This is a genomic window from Streptomyces sp. NBC_01571 (assembly GCF_026339875.1).
Taxonomy (GTDB): Bacteria; Actinomycetota; Actinomycetes; order Streptomycetales; family Streptomycetaceae; genus Streptomyces.
The window spans coordinates 1-17,326 of sequence record NZ_JAPEPZ010000001.1; the positions used below are offsets into that span (position 1 = coordinate 1).

At 75.0% G+C, this 17,326-nt stretch carries 14 protein-coding genes; 2 read left to right on the forward strand and 12 right to left on the reverse strand.

Translation table 11 applies throughout. The annotated features are described in order from the left end of the window. From OHB41_RS00005 to fabD, 3 genes are all read right to left on the reverse strand, one after another. Positions 1 to 763 (reverse strand): SDR family NAD(P)-dependent oxidoreductase (locus OHB41_RS00005; RefSeq protein WP_266695895.1); only part of this gene is annotated, 763 nt, incomplete at its 3' end. A gap of 155 nt (positions 764 to 918) precedes the next feature. After that, the gene (locus OHB41_RS00010; RefSeq protein WP_266695896.1) at positions 919 to 1,341 is read right to left on the reverse strand and encodes an acyl carrier protein; all 423 of its coding nucleotides are present in this window, start codon (positions 1,339 to 1,341) and stop codon (positions 919 to 921) included. A gap of 210 nt (positions 1,342 to 1,551) precedes the next feature. Further along, positions 1,552 to 2,520, reverse strand: coding sequence for an ACP S-malonyltransferase (fabD, locus tag OHB41_RS00015; RefSeq protein WP_266695897.1), 969 nt, complete (start codon positions 2,518 to 2,520; stop codon positions 1,552 to 1,554). A 283-nt stretch (positions 2,521 to 2,803) separates the two neighbouring features. Here fabD and OHB41_RS00020 point away from each other — a divergent pair, with 283 nt between their 5' ends. After that, a complete protein-coding gene (locus OHB41_RS00020; protein ID WP_266695898.1) occupies positions 2,804 to 3,397 on the forward strand; it encodes a TetR/AcrR family transcriptional regulator in 594 nt (197 codons plus the stop codon). Positions 3,398 to 4,433: 1,036 nt separating this feature from the next. On the opposite strand, the gene OHB41_RS00025 is transcribed toward OHB41_RS00020, so the two are convergent. After that, entirely contained in the window at positions 4,434 to 5,657 is a 1,224-nt protein-coding gene (locus OHB41_RS00025; protein WP_266695899.1) for an FAD-dependent monooxygenase, read from the reverse strand. Between the two features lie 233 nt (positions 5,658 to 5,890). On the opposite strand from OHB41_RS00025, the gene OHB41_RS00030 reads away from it, so the two are divergent. After that, the gene (locus OHB41_RS00030; protein ID WP_266695900.1) at positions 5,891 to 6,364 is read left to right on the forward strand and encodes a DUF1772 domain-containing protein; all 474 of its coding nucleotides are present in this window, start codon (positions 5,891 to 5,893) and stop codon (positions 6,362 to 6,364) included. Positions 6,365 to 6,467: 103 nt separating this feature from the next. On the opposite strand, the gene OHB41_RS00035 is transcribed toward OHB41_RS00030, so the two are convergent. From OHB41_RS00035 to OHB41_RS00070, 8 genes are all read right to left on the reverse strand, one after another. Continuing rightward, positions 6,468 to 6,644, reverse strand: coding sequence for a hypothetical protein (locus OHB41_RS00035; protein WP_187286092.1), 177 nt, complete (start codon positions 6,642 to 6,644; stop codon positions 6,468 to 6,470). A gap of 330 nt (positions 6,645 to 6,974) precedes the next feature. Then, positions 6,975 to 8,186, reverse strand: coding sequence for a helix-turn-helix domain-containing protein (locus tag OHB41_RS00040; RefSeq protein WP_266695901.1), 1,212 nt, complete (start codon positions 8,184 to 8,186; stop codon positions 6,975 to 6,977). A 510-nt stretch (positions 8,187 to 8,696) separates the two neighbouring features. Continuing rightward, positions 8,697 to 10,154 (reverse strand): IS607 family element RNA-guided endonuclease TnpB, encoded by a 1,458-nt coding sequence (gene tnpB, locus OHB41_RS00045; protein ID WP_266695902.1) that lies wholly within the window; start codon positions 10,152 to 10,154, stop codon positions 8,697 to 8,699. Then, entirely contained in the window at positions 10,151 to 10,726 is a 576-nt protein-coding gene (locus tag OHB41_RS00050; RefSeq protein ID WP_266695903.1) for an IS607 family transposase, read from the reverse strand. The genes tnpB and OHB41_RS00050 overlap by 4 nt, the downstream gene beginning before the upstream one ends. A gap of 323 nt (positions 10,727 to 11,049) precedes the next feature. Next, positions 11,050 to 11,793 (reverse strand): response regulator transcription factor, encoded by a 744-nt coding sequence (locus tag OHB41_RS00055; RefSeq protein ID WP_266695904.1) that lies wholly within the window; start codon positions 11,791 to 11,793, stop codon positions 11,050 to 11,052. A 393-nt stretch (positions 11,794 to 12,186) separates the two neighbouring features. Further along, positions 12,187 to 13,944: a class I adenylate-forming enzyme family protein gene (locus tag OHB41_RS00060; RefSeq protein WP_266695905.1), complete on the reverse strand. Its 1,758-nt coding sequence runs from the start codon at positions 13,942 to 13,944 to the stop codon at positions 12,187 to 12,189. A gap of 118 nt (positions 13,945 to 14,062) precedes the next feature. Further along, complete coding sequence (locus tag OHB41_RS00065; RefSeq protein WP_266695906.1) at positions 14,063 to 15,007, reverse strand: 4'-phosphopantetheinyl transferase family protein; 945 nt, start codon at positions 15,005 to 15,007, stop codon at positions 14,063 to 14,065. Then, complete coding sequence (locus tag OHB41_RS00070) at positions 15,004 to 17,313, reverse strand: beta-ketoacyl synthase N-terminal-like domain-containing protein (RefSeq protein WP_266695907.1); 2,310 nt, start codon at positions 17,311 to 17,313, stop codon at positions 15,004 to 15,006. Before OHB41_RS00070 ends, OHB41_RS00065 begins: the two co-directional genes overlap by 4 nt. Positions 17,314 to 17,326: the final 13 nt, after the last annotated feature.

The window sequence follows — 17,326 nt, forward strand, 5'->3', positions numbered from 1 at the left end:
GACGGCCGATGCCCAGCTGGGCGGAGAACCCGCCGTCGACGCAGAGCAGTTCGCCGGTGGTGTAGCCGGAGTCGGGTCCGGCCAGGAACACCGCTGCCGCGGCGACCTGCTCGACGGTGGCGAAGCGGCGCAGCGGTATCTGCCGCTTGATGCTGCGGCCGCCGTCGCGCTGCATCACCCCGTCCACCAGGTCGGTCGGGGTGAACCCGGCCAGGACCGCGTTGACCCGCACGCCGAAGCGGGCGAGTTCGATCGCCGCGCAGCGGGTGAAGGAGTTCAGCGCGCCCTTGGAGGCCGAGTAGTTGGCCTGGCCGATCCAGCCGCGCTCGCCCATGGCCGAGGAGATGTTGACGATCGTGGCGTCGCCGTGGGCCATGAACTGCTCCATGACGGCGTGCGTGCAGTGGTACGCGCCGCCGAAGTTGACTTTCATGACGTTCAGCCAGGCGTCCGGCGGCGCGTCGTAGATGAGGCCGTCGTCGCTGGTGCCCGCGTTGTTGACGAGCACGTCGAGGGAGCCGAGGAGGCGGGTGGCCTCCTGCACCAGGCGGGCGGCCTGCTGCGGGTCGGCGACGTCGGCGCCGATCGCCACGGCCCGGCCGCCCGCGGTCTCGATCTCCTTGACGACCGCGGCGGCGTCCTCCTGCCGGGAGCGGTAGTTGACGGCGACGGCCGCCCCCTGCTCGGCCAGGGCCAGGGCGATGGCCCGGCCGATGCCGCGTGAGGCACCGGTGACCAGGGCGGTGCGGTCCTTCAGCTTCATCTGTCTCTTCCCGTTTCTGCTACGAGGTGGGCGGCGGCTGCCGGGGCCCGCGCGGACAGGGGCCGCACCCCGGCCGGCCGCTGGCAGGGGAGGGGCGGGAGGCGACAGGTGGTGCGCGGGACGCCGCCTGCCCGCACACCACCGGCCGGGTGGGGTCAGGCGGCGTTCTGCGCCGCGGCCCGCTCGGTCAGCAGGTCGGTCAGGTTCTGCACGGTGAACAGGCCCAGCACGCCCTCGGCGGTCAGCGGCTCGGCGAGCTGGCTGCGGTCGAACTGCGGCAGGACCTTCTCCAGGTGGGTGAGGCCGGTGTCGTTGACGACCTCGTTCTCGTCACCGAACTCCTCGTCGGGGATGCCGCCCTGGAGCAGCGCGGCGATGTCGGCCACGGTGATCTTCACCTTGGTGGCGCGCTCGATGCGGAAGAGGATGTCGAGCAGGTCGATCGACTCGGCGCCCAGCTGTCCGAGCAGGGTCGCCTCGGCAACCGCCTCGGACTCGTCGATGCCGAGGGCGTCGGCGATGGCGGCCTGGACCGCATGGAAGTAGTCGGTCGAGGTGGAAGTCAGGGTTTCGGACACCGTTGGCTGCCTTTCGGATGGGTCGTTCTCCGGTGCCGGCACCGGAGGCCGGCACCGGACGGACGGGAACGGGAGAGGGAAGAAGGAGAAGAGGGAACAGGACGGGAGCAGGACGAGCAGGACGAGCAGGACGAGCAGGACGGGCAGGGGGAGCAGGTGCGGGGGCGGGGGGCGGGGGCCCGTGGGTCGGGGGCCGCCCCGCGCGGCGGGTCAGGCGGCGGCGTCAGGGGCGGACTCCTGCCTCAGCTCGCGCAGCAGCGCGGTGATGCGGCGCGCGTCGTGGGTGCTGCGCACCACGGAGTGGACGCCGGTGCGGTTGGCGAAGCCGCTCAGCACCCGGCCGGGGCCGGCCTCGAGGCAGCCGCCCGTCCCGTGCGCTCCCGCGGCGCCCAGCACGTCCACCCAGCGCACCGGCCCGGCCAGCTGACGGCGCAGCAGGTCCCGGGCGTGCGCGCCGTCGCGCACCAGGGTGCCGGTGACCGAGCTGATCACCGGCAGCCGGGGTGCGGCGAAGGTGACGCGCTCCAGTTCGGCGGCGAACTCGTCCTCGATCGCCCGCATCAGCGAGCAGTGGAAGGGCGCCGAGACCTTCAGCGCCACCACCCGTTCGGCGCCGGCCGCCAGCGCGCGGCGGGCGGCCTCCTCGACCGCCGCGCGCTGCCCGGAGATCACCGTCTGGCCCGGCTCGTTGTAGTTGGCGATCTCCACCACGCCCAGCGGGGCACAGCCGGCGCAGATCTCCTCGATCCGGGCGGGGTCGAGGCCCAGTACGGCCGTCATCGCCCCGCCGGCCCGGCGCGAGACGCCGGCCATCAGCTCGCCGCGGCGGCGCACCAGCCGCAGCGCCTCGTCGGCGCCCAGCACCCCGGCGGCGACCAGCGCCGTGTACTCGCCCAGGCTGTGCCCGGCCACCACGGCCGGCACGAACCCGGCCTCCTCGCGCAGCACTTCGAGCACCGCGAGGCTGGTGGCGACGATGGCGGGCTGGGCAATCTCGGTCGGGGCCAGCTCCTCCTCCCCCGCCGTGCTGCACAGCGCGGTCAGCGGCAGGCCGGTGGCGTCCTGCGCGCGCGCCAGGACGCGTCCGGCGGTGCGGGGGTGCTCACGCAGCAGATGCCCGGCCATGCCCGCGCGCTGCGAGCCCTGCCCGGGAAACATCGTGAAGAAATTGTCGATCATCCCCGTTCCTGCCTCACTGAGTTGACGAAAGCGCCGGAGAAAGGTCATCGAGCCGTCGGCGAGCGGATCTCGATTCTGTGAATCTGGCACGGAGTTCTGGCGCATTCCTCGAATGCGTCTGGACCGGCACCACCGCGCGGGATTTCCTCCACCGGATTCCCCCGTCCCCGGGGGGCGCTTTTCCCGCCGGGGTCCGCCGGGATTCCACCCGGATTCCACCCGGGCCGGGCTTTCCGCCCCGCCCCCCTTGACCGAGTTAGTGATCAACCACTAACTTTCGGTCATGGTGAGGATGAGTGCAGACGAGCGGCGCGAGAGCGTCATCCGCGCGGCCCTGAGCGAGTTCGCCCGGGGCGGGTACGACGGCACCTCCACCGAGGCCGTCGCCCGGCGCGCGGGGGTGTCGCAGCCGTACCTCTTCCGCCTCTTCGCGGGCAAGCGGGCGCTGTTCCTCGCGGCGGCGCGGCGCTGCCTGGCCGACACCACACGGCTGTTCGCCGAGGCGACCGAGGGGCTGAGCGGCGAGGAGGCGCTGGGCGCGATGGCCAACGCGTACACCCGCGTCATTCTCAAGGAACCGGAACGGCTGCTGATGCAGATGCAGGTGTACGTCGCGGTGGCGGCGTGCGAGGCGCGGGGCGACGCCGGGTTCGGCGAGGCGGTCCGCGCCGAGTGGCAGCGGCTGTGGGACACCGTCCATCTGCCGCTCGGCGCGGACACCGGCCGGACCACCACGTTCATGGCGTACGGGATGCTGGTCAACGTCCTGGTCTCCCTGGGGTTTCCGCCCGACCACCCGGTCTGGGACGGCCTGTACCCGGCGGCACGGGCCGCGGCGCGGCCGTCGGCGCCGCAGCGGGCGGCTCCGCCGGACTGACCCGGAGGCGGTGCGGGGTTTCGGCCGGGGGTGTTTCCTGGCGGGGCGTCCATGTCGTTGCTTCGGGTCCTGTTGCGGTTCGGTGCCATCCCGGGGAGCCGGCCCTGGGTGCGGTGTTCCGGGCGGGCTCCGGCGCGTGGGCGGGGCGGGTGCGGTCGGTCCCGGCGTGGATCGTGAGGCCGTGCCCTGCGGGGCGTGAACGCGGGCCGTGGCGGCGGGGAGTTGAGGGTGCGGCCGAGGTCCCGGAAGTGCCGTATCGGGGCGGGGCGGGCGCCGTGGCCGGCCGGTGGCTTCGGGAACGGGCCGGGGTACGCAGGCGGGGGTGCTCGGGCGGGCCCCCTCGACGGCTGCGGCAGGCGGGCGCTCCGGCCGCCGCTGCCCTCCCCGGCGGGAGCGCGGCCCGGGGCCGATGCCTCGGCGGCCGACGCGCGCGGGCGGCCGGGTCCGGAGCGCTCGGGTCCGGAGCGCTCGGGCGCGCCCCGGACCGGAGGCGGAGCCCGGACCGGAGTGCGCCCCGGACCGGAGTGCGCCCTGGAGCAGAGTGCGCCCTGGAGCAGAGTGCGCCCCTGTCCGAGTTGCACCCCTGGCCAGGGCGCGCCCCCGACCGGCCCGGGGCCCGGGCCGGGCCGGGGCGTTGGCCCAGGACGGTGCGGGCCTGGGGCCGGTGCACGGCGGTTCGGGCCTGGGACGGGTCCACGGTGCTGCCGGCCTGGGGTCAGCCCAGCGGGGTTCGGGCCTGGCATCAGCCCATTGGGGTTCGGGCCCGGGGCCGGTCCACCATGGCGCGGCCCAGAGCCGGCCCGCAGTGACACGAACCCGGAGGCGACCCACCGGGGTACGGGCCCGGGCCGGTCCGCGATGGCACGAACCCGGGGCCGGACCACCGGAGTTCGGGCCCGGGGCCGGTCCACCATGGCGCGGCCCAGAGCCGGCTCGCAGTGACACGAACCCGGAGGCGACCCACCGGGGTACGGGCCCGGGGCCGGTCCGCGATGGCACGAACCCGGGGCCGGACCAACGGAGTTCGGGCCCGGCGTCAGTCCACGGTGGTGCGGGGGGCGGGGACCGGGTGGTCCGGGCGGGTCTCGCGGGCCCAGCGGGTGCCGTAGGAGACCTGGCCCTTCTCGGCCGCGGCGAAGGCCTTGGTGTTCCAGTTCTTGCGCATGAACGCCTCGCGCGCCCGGATCAGCAGCGGATTCTCCACCGCGCCCATCCGCCCGATCCGCCACGCGATCCGCTGCAGCGGCGCGGTGCGGGCGCGGCGCTCCTGCTCGTAGCGGCGCAGCGCCGCGACCGGGTCGCCGCCGGCGGGTGCCAGGTGCTCGGCGAGCACGAGGGCGTCCTCCAGCGCCTGACAGGCGCCCTGGCCGATGTTGAAGGTGATGGGGTGCGCGGCGTCCCCGAGGAGGGTGACACGGCCGCGGCCCCAGCGGCGTTCGGGGCGGCGGCCCTCGACGTCGCCCCGGATGATGCCCTCCTCCGGGGTGGCGGCGAGGATGTCGGCGACCGGGCCGCCCCAGCCCCGGTGCCGGCGCAGCAGCATCTCACGCACGCCGGGCTCGTCGCGTCCGCCGGCGGGCCCGTTGGCCACGCTCATCCAGTGCACCAGGCCGGGCGCGACGTCGTAGTAGGTGAACCGGACCCCGGGCCCGAACATCGCGTTGAAGGTCCCCGGCGGGATGTCGGGGTGCTGGAGGGGGGAGCGGCCGCGCCAGGCGATGTAGCCGCTGTAGCGGTTGCCGGCGGGGCCGAACAGGCAGTCGCGGACGGTGCCGTGGATGCCGTCGGCCCCGATGAGCAGGTCGCCCCGCTCGCTGCCGCCGTCCGCGAAGCGCACGGTGACCCCGTCCTCGTCCTGATCGAAGCCGACCACGTGCGCCCCGGTGCGCACCGGGGAGCCCTGCAGGGCGTCGCGCAGCACACCGTGCAGGACGGAGCGCTCGACGGCGATCGTGGGCGCTCCGTAGCGCTCGACGAAGTCACCCACCGGCCAGGCGCCCAGCACCTCGCCGCGGTGGGTGCTGAAGTGCGCGACCTGCTGCGCGGGGGCCGTCTCCAGGACCTGGCCGGCCACGCCCAAATAGTCCAGCGCGAGGACTCCGTTGGTCCAGATGTGCAGGCCCGCGCCGCCGTCGCGCAGTTCCTCGGCCCGTTCGAAGACCACACACTCCACACCGCTGCGCTGCAGCGCGAGGGCCGCGGCCAGGCCGCCGATCCCTCCGCCGGCGATGAGTACGCGACGGGCACGTCCAATGGCCATCTGGGTGTCTCCTCGTGGCGGTGCGGGCGGATGTCCTCGCAGGGCGCGGTACGGCGGACCGCCGCGGCCGGGCCGTCCCACGTCCCCGCTGAATCCCTTGCGAACCAATGCAGTTGTCAACGCTAGCATTCGAAGCACTGAACTTGATAGTGTCGGCAGGACATCTAGCATTGATATATCCACGGGGCGGCAAGGCCCTTGTGGCAACCGGCAGACGGACAAGGGTGGTTGTGATGGAAGCGCTCGTACAAACCCTGGCCGTGGTGGCCACGATGGCCAACGCGGTGGTCTACGGCACCGACGTCTTCTCCGCGATCGTCCAGCGGCCCGCCCTCGCGCACGTCGACGACGCGGTGCTGACCAGCACCATGGGGCAGATCCACCGCTTCGGGGACCGGCGGATGCCCGTCCCGGGCGTCTTCGGCCTGGTCGCCACCGTGGCCACGGCCGTCGCGGCCGGCTTCGGCGGCGAGACGGCGCCGGCCGTCGCCGCGGCGGTGGCGGCGCTGGCCCTGGTGGTGTGGCTGGCCGTCTACAACAAGGTCAGCGCGCCGGTGAACAAGGAGCTCACCGGCGCGGCGCTGGACTGCCGCACCGCGCCCGACGCGCGGGGCCTGCAGCGCACCTGGGACAGCGTCATCAACGCCCGGGTCGTGCTGCAGGCGGTGGCCCTGGGCGCGATGTGCGTGGCGCTCGTGACGTCCTGACGGCACCGGCCGGCGGACGGGACGAGGGGAGACGAGGGGAGGGGACCCGCCGGGCGGGTCCCCTCCCCCGTGTCCGCCCGCCGTCCTGCTGCGCGACGCCGCCCTACTGCAGGGCGATGCTGCCCAGGACGTCCGCCTCCGTGTCCTCGTCCAGACCGTCGGTGACCTCACTGCCGAAGGCGGGGATGAGCTCCGGCTCGGGTCCTGCGGGATTCCTCTTCTTGCTGACCACGATGGTGTCCCTTCGGGCGTGAACGGCCAGTACCGTACCGAGATTCACGAACCGGCACTCCACACGTCAAGGCAACTTCCGCCCCGTCCACCGGAATTCGAGGCGCCGTCGAGAAAAACCCGGAAAAGCGGGAAGGTCGGGAAGGCGGGAAGGCGGGAAAGCAAATCCCCCGGGGCGGCGGGAAATCCGCTGCGCCGGCCATCCGAATTTCCCGCCCCGCCGGCTGCCGGCCCCGGGACCGGGACCGGGACGCACGAGGGTGGGCGTGCCGGGGGGGGTGAGCGTGCCGGGCGGAGTGTGCGGGGTGGGGTGTGCGGGGTGGGGTGTGCGGGGTGGGGTGTGCGGGGGGGGTGTGCGGGGGGGGTGCGGGGACAGTCCTCAGGCCGGCGGGGCGGGGGTGAGGGCGTCCGCGAGGGTGCGCCAGATCTCCGCGGCGAGGTCGATGTTGGCGTCGGCCTGGGCCTGCTGGGCGAGGGTGCGCAGCCCGTCCACGCCGGAGACGTCGCCGCCCAGGATCAGCAGCTGCTGGCGCAGGATCTCCAGCCGGACCCGGTCGCGGTAGGTCATCCTCGGCTCGTCCCCGGCCAGGCCGCCCAGCAGGGCGCGGGCATCGTCGTAGCGGCCGGTGGCGAAGGCCAGATCGGCCTTCAGCGCGGTCAGGTCCTGGCGCAGGGCGGGGGTGCCGACGAAGGTGAGAGCGGCCTCGGCCTGCTCGGCGCAGCGCTGTGCCTGTGCGGGGTCGGCGGGCAGTTTCTGCAGGTGCAGCCGGCCCGCGGCGAGCCGCAGTCTCAGCCACAGCACCAGGTCCTCCTGGCTGCTGAAGCGTTCCAGGGCCTGGTCGAGGCAGTGCTGCGCGCCGGTGTGGTCGCCCTGGCGCACCCGCACGGCGGCGGCCGTCCACATCGCCTCGGCCCACAGCGTGTCGCTGCGGCCCTCGACCAGGGCGGTGAGTTCGTCGGCGTGCACCCGGGCCTCCGGCACCTGCCCGGCCTCCGCCTGGACCGACACCAGGGCCAGCAGCGCGGCGGCACGGTCCTCGACGCCCAGGTCCTCGCCCAGGGCGAGCCGGTGGGCGGCGACGGCCGCGTCCAGGGCGGGGGTGATCTCGCCGAGCGAACGCAGGCAGCGTGCCAGCCGGGTCAGGCCGCGCACCCGCAGCTCGGCCAGGCCCACCTCGTCGCCGAGCGCGACCAGTTGGGCGAGGTGGGCGCGCTCCGCGGCATGGTCGCCCTGCAGGCGTGCGGCCCTCGCCAGCAGCCACAGCGCCTGCCAGCGCAGCACCGCGCTTTCGTGGCCCTCGGCGGCGAGTGCCGCGCGCAGCGCCTCGATGGCGTCCGCGGAACCGGTGGAGGAGGCCAGGGTCAGCGCGTGGGCCAGCGAGCCGGTGACCGGCTCCTCGAAATCGGCGACCTCAAGGCCCAGCCGGTCGGCGAGGTAGCCCACGGCCCGGTCGGTGGGCTGGCGCGCCCCGGACTCCAGACGGGAGAGGTAGCCGGTGGACATGCCCTCACCGGCCAGGGCCGTCTGCGACAGCCCCTGGGCCATCCGGAGCTTCTTCAGGCGGTGTCCGAACGCGGGCTGTCGCAGCATGATTCGAATCCCCTGGGGTGAGCGGGCAAGAAAGTTTCGCCGGGAGCCGCCCCGAGCGTAGGGCGCCGGGCAACACGCGGGCAAACCTTTGCCAGGCCGGGGGCGGAAATCTCGTGCGGACCTCACGCCCGCCTCACGCCCCTCTCACGCCCCTCTCACGTCCGTCTCACGTCCGTCTCACGTCCGTCTCGTGCACTTCTCCAGCGTTCCTCCAGCGCGGCCGGGCACGCTCGGCATCATCCGGCCGGCACACCCGGCCGGCGTGGAGTCCTTGCGCATGTCAAACGTCCGGGAGTCGACGATGAGGCCATCGGTGTGCGCGCACCGGGCGGCGTGGACGGCCGCCGCGGGACACGGCAGCCGGGCCCGGGCACCGGGCGCCGGCGGGCCGGCCGGAGAGGCACCCGCCCCCTCCGACGAGGACATCGGCTGGCCCAGACGGTGCGCCGTTGCTAAGAGCCTCAGCTGCTCTCAGCATTCCGGGCATTTCGGCCCGGAAGGTCCGTCTCGTCACCAAAGCGTGAGGGCTTCGGCGTGAGTACGGTCTCTCGCTTCCTCCTGCCGCTGGTGCGGCAGGGGTGCGCCACCTGCCCGCCCCGCGCTCGCCTTGCGGCGGGTGCGGGTGGCGCGGGTCTTCTGGTCGGCTCTACGAGGCTTCGACACCACCTCGGTGGCGTCCTGGTCTCCAGCCACTCCGGTACCAGTCAGGCAGGCTGCCGCGAGAGCGGCGAGGTTGAGTGCGGCGTTGTCGTCCCGGTCGATGACCAGGCCGCAGGTGTCGCATTCGTAGGTCCGGACGTGCAGCGGCAGCTTGGCTTTCACCGCGCCGCACCCGGAACAGGTCTTCGAGGAGGGGTACCAGCGGTCCGCGGCCACGAGGTGGGTGGTGTGGCGCTGGCGGGTTTTATAGGTGAGCTGGCGTCGGATCTCTGCGAATCCGGCGTCGGCGATCCTGCGCGCGAGGCGCCGGTTGCGGAGCATCCCGGCGACGTTCAGGTCCTCGATCACGACCGTGCCGTACTCGGCCGCAACGCTCGTGGTGAGCTTGTGCAGGGCGTCCGCGCGGAGGTTCGCCACCCGGTGGTGCACGCGGTTGCGGGCGGCGTTGGCCTTCTCCCACCGCTTCGACGGCTTCTGTCCGGTGCGCCGGTCGGGGCCCTGGCGGCGGGAGACGATGCGAGAGGCGCGGCGCAGCTGCTTGCGTGCCCGGTCGTAGTGTCCGGGGTTCGCGACGGTGCGGATCTCACCCGTCGAGTCGGCCATGACCGCGAGGGTCTTCACGCCGAGGTCGATGCCGACCGCCACGTCCGGCCGCGCCACACGTTCGAGGTCGCGCTTGACCTCGGCCTGGAAGGCGACGTACCAGCGTCCGCGCTCGTGCCGCACGGTCGCGGACAGGATCCGGGCCGTCCCGGCCTCAACGCGCGCGAGGAGCTTCACCGTGGGCTCGTGGGTACGGATCGTGCCCAGCCTCGGCAGCGTCACGTGCCGGCCGCCCGTGTCCACGCGGATCGCGCCGGTCGTGAACCGGCAGGAAAGACGGGCCTTCCGCTTCGACTTGAAGCGGGGCGTACCCATCCGCTTGCCGTGCCGCTTGCCCTGCTTGGACTTGGTGTAGTTGTCGAACGCCGCCGCAGCGTTGGCGAGGCCGGTGTTGTACGCCTCTTTGGAGTTCTCCTCCCACCAGGCGGCGAACCTGGGGTCAGCGTGCTTGGTCTCGTTGAACGCCTTCCTCAGTGCGGGCAGCGACCACGGCCGCCACTGCGTCAGCCCGGCCTCGGCGATGCCGTAGGACTCCTCCGCGCGGCGCTGCCACCACGACGCGGTCACCCAACCGACAGCCCAGTTGTACGCGGCACGCGCCGCGCCGCAGTGCGAGCGCAGCGCGTGCTCCTGAGTCGTGTTCGGGTCCAGGGCGAACCGGAACGCCTGAACCTGGAACCCGGGCTGTGGCTGGAATTTCTTCACTCGGCAGCCTCGCCGGTCGCCACGGCCACCGCGCGGGCGGCCCGGTCCTTCGCCGCCCGCCGCCCGTACAGGCGGGCACACATCGAGGTCAGCACCTCGGTGATGTCGCGCACCAGGTCATCGGCGGTCTCGGTGGGGTCGAGGACAACCAGGCGCCGCCCGGAGGCGGACAGGACGGCTTCGAGATGCTCGACGCCGAACCGGGCCAGCCGGTCCCGGTGCTCGACCACGATCACCGCGGCCCGCGGATCGGACAGCAGGCGGTGCAACTTGCGCCGACGCCCGTTCAGCCCCGAGCCGACCTCGGTCACGACCTCCGCAACCGGCAGGCCGAGCCCGGTAGCCCCCTGGACCACGCGGGCCACCTGCCGGTCAAGATCCGGCTTCTGGTCCGCCGACGAAACCCGGCAGTACGCCACGACACGGCCGGACGTCTCCGGGGCGGGCTCGTCGACCAACCACGTACCAGACGGCGTCTGGCGCACCGGGACCGGCATGCGGCCCTCTTTCGCCCACGTCCACGCGGTCTGGTAGTGCACACCGTTGCGCGCCGCCCATTCGGAAAGCTTCACGCGATCAAGATAACAGATGAGAAAAGCTGATATTTACTGATGGATCATGCAACAGTTGAAAGCCCTACCAACTCCACGGCTGGGAACCCGTCTCCGCTTCCAAATGGATCTCCTGGGCCCTGCTGATCAGCGTCACCTTCGTCATCTGCCGGGCCCGTCACCCCGCCCGGCCCGGCGCTCCCGCGGCCGTCCGGCCGAAGACCCAAACCCTGAAGACCGGGCTCGAAGGCCGCACTTGAGGGCCGGGCCAAGCGAGACGGGCTGGAGAGCCGCCTTCGGGGGACGGGCTTGAGGGCCGGGTCCGGGGGACGGGCTTGGGCGGGTCAGGCGGAGGGGCGGGCGGCCGGGGGGCGCAGGCCTGATTCGAAGGCGTAGATGGCCGCGTGGACGCGGTTGCGCAGGCGCAGCTTGTGCAGCAGGTTCTGCACGTGGGTCTTGACGGTGTGCTCGGACAGGGTCAGGGCCTGGGCTATCTCGCCGTTGGACAGGCCGCGGGCCAGCAGGTCGAGGACCTGGCACTCGCGGTCGGTCAGCCGGTCGGGGCTGACCGGTGAGATCGGCGGGATGGGCGCGGCGGCGGATCGGCGTCCGGCCGGGGCCGGGGCGGGTCCGTGCGCGAGGGTGTAGCCGGCCGCGGCCAGCACCACGGCGGAGGCCAGCTGGCCCGCGGTGGCGGTGGCCGGCAGATGCCCGCCGGCCGGCCGGCCGGCACGGTCGGTGCGGGCCGGGCCGCCCAGGACCAGCAGCGGCAGGTCCCCGCCGCCGAAGGCCAGGGCCTCGCGCTGGTCGCCCGCGAACGCGCCGTGGGCGACCAGGACATGGGGCGGCCGGGCGGCCAGCGCGCGCAGCAGTTCCGGCCCCGGTTCGCTCTCGCCGGTGACACGGATACCGGGGTGGCCCTCGAGCAGGGCCGTGATGCCGCGGCGGGCGAGCGGGTCCTCGCCGACCACGTGCACCCGCACGGCGGCCGTCGCGCCGGGCCGGGGGGCCGGGGCACGGCCGGCGTGTTCGTCGTGTGCGGGGGCTGGCGCGGGGAGCACCCGGAGTGCGGCGTGCCGCTCGTCCATGGCGGCCTCCTCCCTGTCGTCCGGGGATGTCCCGCCGGATCCCGGGATGTCCCGCCAGGTCACCGTAGGCGGCGGGCGGCGCCGTGTCCGGTGCGCTCCAGCGGGCCACGACCGGTCCGCTACCACGTCTCACCCCGCCGGCCCGGCCCCCGCCTGCGGCCGGCCTCCGATCTCTCCGGCCCTGTGTCCCCGGCCCGTTGACCTCCGGGCCGCCGGGGCCGGGATGCGCGGGCTCCGGCCCGGTCTCCTCCGGGCGGCGGGCGCGGGGCCGTTGCCCGCGGGGCGGGTCCGGGGTCCGTCGCCCTCAAGTCCCCTTGTCCGCAAGTCTCCTTGTCTTCTTGTCCCCGGGCTGGTTGTGCCGCGGTCCGTACCGGGGGTGCCGGCCGGGGTGGGTCAGGCGGCGGCTTCCCCGGCGGCCAGGGCGTGCAGCCGCAGGCGCAGTTCGCGGCGGGCGGGCCGGCCGCCCGGCCGGCGGGGGACGGCGTCGAGGGCCTCCAGGCGGCGGATCTGCTCGCCGGGGCCGAGCCGGGCGTTGGCCTGTTCGGCGACGGAGTCGAGGACGTCGAGGAGACCGGGGGCATCGCCGTCGGGCGCCTCGCGCAGCACCACGCCGGCCCAGACCAGGGCGCCGCGCGCCGGGTCGGGCCAGTCCGCGACGATGCAGTCGGCCACCCGCGGGTCCTGGCCGATGACCCGCTCCACCACGCTGGGCGCGACCAGCGCGTCGTCGCAGGTGAACACGGAGCGGTGCGCGTCCACGAGGTGCAGTCCGCCGTCCGCGTCGAGGTAGCCCGTGTCACCGGTGGCCAGCCAGCCGTCCGCGTCCCGCGGTGCCGGGCCGGGTCCGTCCGCCGGGCCGGGGCTCAGCTGCGGTCCGCGGATCTGCACCTCGCCGGTCGACCACACCGCGGCGGGCCGGGTGCTGCCGGGCAGGACGACCCGGCACTCGGTGCCCGGCAGCGGCACCCCGACCGCGCCGAGACCGGGCCGGGAGCCGGGCGGCTGGTGGTGGGAGAGCGTGAAGACCTCGGTCAGGCCGTAGCCCTGCAGAACGGACACGCGCAGCGCGTCGCGCAGCGCACGGGCCCGTTCCGGCGCCAGTACCCCGCCGCTGACATGGATGGCGCTCAGGTGCCGGCCGGGCAGGTGCGCCCGGCCCGCGGCCAGCCGGGAATCACCCGCCAGCCGGTCCAGCCGGGCGGGCAGCCCGTAGTAGTGCGTGGCCTCCGCCCGCGCTGCCTCCGCCAGCGCCCCGAAGGGGTCGGGGTCCGTGCACAGCACCTGCCGGGCTCCGGCGTGCACGGCCGAGTTGAGGTGCACGGCGTGGTACTGCGGCAGATGGTTGAGGACGACGGAGGAGGCACCGAGCCGGTGGGCCAGGGCGGTCTGGGCGGCGCCCGCGACGAGATTGCGGTGCGTCATGCGCACACCTTTCAACCGCCCGCCGCCGTCCGGCGCGAACTGCAGGCACGCCACCGCGTCCACACCGGGCCGCGCCCTGCGTACGGACCCGGTGGCGGGCACCGCCGCCAGAGCCGCGGACAGCGCCACCACCGCGCAGGCCCCCTGCCCACCGGACACCGCAGCACCCGACACCGCAACATCCGACACCGGGACACCGGACGGCTGGACACCGGACAGCTGGACACCGGACGGCTGACGGTCCGGCACCCAGCCGCCGGATACCGAGCCGCCGGGTGCGGGGCGCACGGGTGCGGGGCGGCCGGTGGGGTCCGTGGGGTCGGTCACCACGATGGTGTGCAGCCGGGGCAGCCGGTCCGCGAGTGCGGCGAGCAGCGCGGCCAGCGCTCCGGGTACGAAGGCGATCTCGACCCCGGCCGCCGCGCACACCTCGTGCAGCGCGGCCGGCCCCATCCGCGGATCGAGCAGGGCCAGCAGCCGGCCGCTGCGGACGGTGCCGTAGTACACGGCGGGGAAGGCGGTGTCGAGGGTGGTGGCCGCGGCGACGACGGCGTCGGCCCGCCGGACGGTGCGCCCCACGTAGCGGGCGATGCGGTCCGCCTCCCGGTCCAGGGCGGCGTACGTCACCGCGGCCCCGGCCGTGACCACGGCCGGGGCGTCGCCGTCACGGTCCGCGGCCCGCCGCAGCAGGTCGTCCAGCGGGCTCTGCGGATACCTGAGGATGGGCACGGCGGCCTCCTGGCTGCAGACAGCAGGAACAGCGGACGCCTCACGGTAGGTGTCCCGGCTCAAGAGGTCTTCGAAGCCCGCTGGAGATGCCCCCGGGCCGCCGCACCGGCCCGGGAAGTCACGCCGGGACCGCGGCCAGGCGGCCCCCCACCGGCCGGGGCAGCGGGAAACTGCGGAGCTCCGAGCGGCTCCAGGGGAAGCCGTAGCCGAGGTGGAGCACCGGGTCCTGGGCCGCGTCGGCGGGCACGGCGACGGCGACCAGCACGCCGGGCACCGGCTCCAGTTCGACGAACCGCCACGGGCGGGCCGTGTCGTCGGCGGGCGGCGTGAAGGCGCGTACGCCGCGTTCGTCGTCCAGGGTGAAGACGAACGCGTCGAAGGGCAGTCCCAGGCCGAGCCCGCGGGCCTTGGAGTAGGCCTCCTTGAGCGTCCACACCCGCAGTGCCCGCCGGTCGCGGTCCGGGCCCTGTGCCGCCTGCTCGACCCACTCCCGCTCCGGGGCGGCGAAGGTGCGCACGATGGTGGTGATGGCCCGCTCGTCCCGGTCCTCCAGCCGCTCCACGTCCACACCGATGCGGTGGCGGCGCACGATACCCAGCAGGCTGTAGCCGCCCGCGTGGGAGAGGTTGAAGTCCAACTGCGCTCCGCCGCGCGGCAGTTCACCCGGAGCGGGCCGCAGGAAGGGACGGCCCCGCGCGGAACGCCAGATGACCAGCTCGGCCTCGGCCAGGCCCGCCTCCAGCGCCAGCGCGCGCCGCACCAGGGTGTGCGCGAGCAGGTACTGGCGCCGGTCGCGTTCGAACAGGAAACGGCTCGCGGTCTTCTGCTCCTGCGCGTCGAGCCAGTGCGCGGCGAGCAGGCCGGCGACCGCGGGCGGCAGGCCGTCGTTGGGACACAGCCACAGCTTGACCGGCTCGTCCGTGCCCGCGTCCGCACCCGCGACGCCAACCGGAACGGACGCCGGGACCAGGGCCGGAGCCGGGGCCGGGGCCGGGAACGAGGACGAGGGTGCGACCGCGGACAGCGACGGTGACGGGGGCGGGGATGTCAGGGGTGCGGTCACCGCCGTGCTCCGTCCGTGCCGCCGTCGGGTGCGGGCACACCCGCGCCGGACGCCGTCGCGTCCGGGCCGGACTCCACCGGCCGTTCCTGAGGCCCGCGTCGAGACCGGAACTGCACCTGAGACCGGGCGTGGACCTGAGACTCGGGCTCGGGCTCGGGCTCGGGCTGAGAGTGGGGCTCAGGCTGAGAGTGGGGCTCGGGCTGGGGTTGGGGCTCGGGCTGGGGTTGGGGCTCGGACTGGGGTTGGGGCTCGGACTCGGGTTGGGGCTCGGGTTGGGGCTCGGGTTGGGGCTCGGGTTGGGGCTCGGGTTGGGGCTCGGGTTGGGGCTCGGGTTGGGGCTCGGGTTGGGGCTGGGGTTGGGGCTGGGGTTGGGGCTGGGGTTGGGGTTGCAGGACGGTGGGGGGCAGTTCGATGCCCGCGGATCCGGGGTGCGCGGGCAGTACGGCGCAGATGTCGGTGCCGGCCAGCCACAGCCGCGCCAGCTGTTCGAGGCGGCCGCCCTGCCACAGGGCGGCCACGTAGGTACGGGTCTCCGCGAGCCCGTCGAGCAGCAGCGGGTCGCCTGCGTCGCGCAGGTCGGCGCTGTGTACGCCCGCCGGGTGCCGGCCGGGGCCGGCGGCCTCGGCGAAGGCGGCCAGCTGTGCGGCCAGGCCGGTGACCGTGTGGGCGACCACCGCCAGACGGCAGCGCAGGGCCGCGCGTCCCAGCCGCAGTTCGTGCGCGACCGCGGCGAGGTCCGCTCCGGGCGGGCCGCCGTGCGCAGCGGCGCCGGTCAGCCAGCGGGCGAACCGCGCCGCGGTGGCGGCCAGTTGCCGGGGCGTGGCGGCGGACAGCAGTACCAGTTCCGCGTCTGCGGGGCGGCGGGCGGGCCGCGCGGGGGGACGGTGGGCGGGGGGTGCCTCCTCCACGACCAGCACGGCGTCCGCGGCCGGCGGCCCGGACACGCCGACCAGGGCCCTGCGGGGCACCGTGGTGCCGTCGTCGCGGCGGGCCGGCTCCCAGCCGGCGGGCGCCGCCCGGCCGGGCCCGGGCAGCAGCGTGGCGTGGCGCAACTGCCCCACGGCACGGACCAGGGCGGCCGCCCCGGCGACCACCCCCGGGCCGTCCCCCGTGTCACCCGCCGGGTCCGCCGTCCGGGCGCTCTCCCGCACAGCGATGCCCAGCGCCTCCAGTCCGGCCCCCGCCACCAGGCCCGCCCCCGGGCCGTCCGGACCGGGGGCGGCGGCCGGCGCCGGCTGCCGAGTGATCTGCGGCGGCGGCCCGGTGCGCGTCCCGTGCGGATCGGCGGCCGGGGCGGTCAGGCCGGCCGCAGCCAGCGCCCGGCCGACCAGCCGGGCGTGGTGCGGTACGGCTCCCAGGCGGCCCGGGTGACCGGCCGCGCCGGCGCGGATCACCGCGTACACGCGGTCCCCGGCGGCACGGGCCGCGGCCAGCGGCTTGAGCAGCACGACCACCACTCCCCCGCCACCGTCCCCGACACCACCACCCCCACCATCGGCATCGACACCGGCATCCGTGCCCGCACCGGTGTCGGTGTGGGTGCCGGTGTCAATGTGGGTGCCGGTGCGGGGCGGCCGAGGTGCCGGACGCGGTGGCAGCTCGACGGCGCCGGCCAGCGCCGCCTCGCACTCCCCCGCGCGCAGCGCGCCGAGTGCGAGGTGCAGCGCGGTGAGGAAGGAGGACGCGCCGGTGTCGACGCTCAGGCTGGGCCCGCGCAGGTCGAGCAGCCGCGACAGCCGCCCGGCCGGTCCGGGCCCGCCCGGCGTGTCCCCGCCCGGCGCGTTGTCTGCCGGGCCGGCGGCGAGGTAGACACCGACGCTGCGCCCTGCGTGGTCGGGGCCGGTGAGCCGGTCGGTCCGTACTCCGGCGTATCCGGCGCTCTCCAGGGTCTGCCACGCGCTGCGCGCCAGCAGGCGTTCACGGGAGTCCAGGACGGCCGCGCCGGCGGTGTCGAGGCCGAACAGGGCGAGCAGGCCGGCGTCGAACTCCCGGATGCCGTCCGCGAATCGGTCCCCTCCCCGCGGGGACGATGCCGTGGGGGTGTGCTGTTCCAGGGCGTGGCGCCAGAAGGCGTCCAGGTCGTCGGCGTGCGGGAAACAGCCCTGCATTCCCACGACGGCGCACGGCTCGGCGCCGCCGGCACCGGGGCCGGCCGGTGGTTCACGCTCCGCCGCGGGCCGCACCGCGGGGCCGGGCCGCGGCGGTGCTCCGGCCGGCGATGCGGCGCCGCGCAGCAGGGCCACGGCGTGCTCGCGCTGCAGGGTGCCGCCTTTGAACCGCGTCAGGATCTCGCGGGTGTCCGTCACCGTGTGCCCTTCG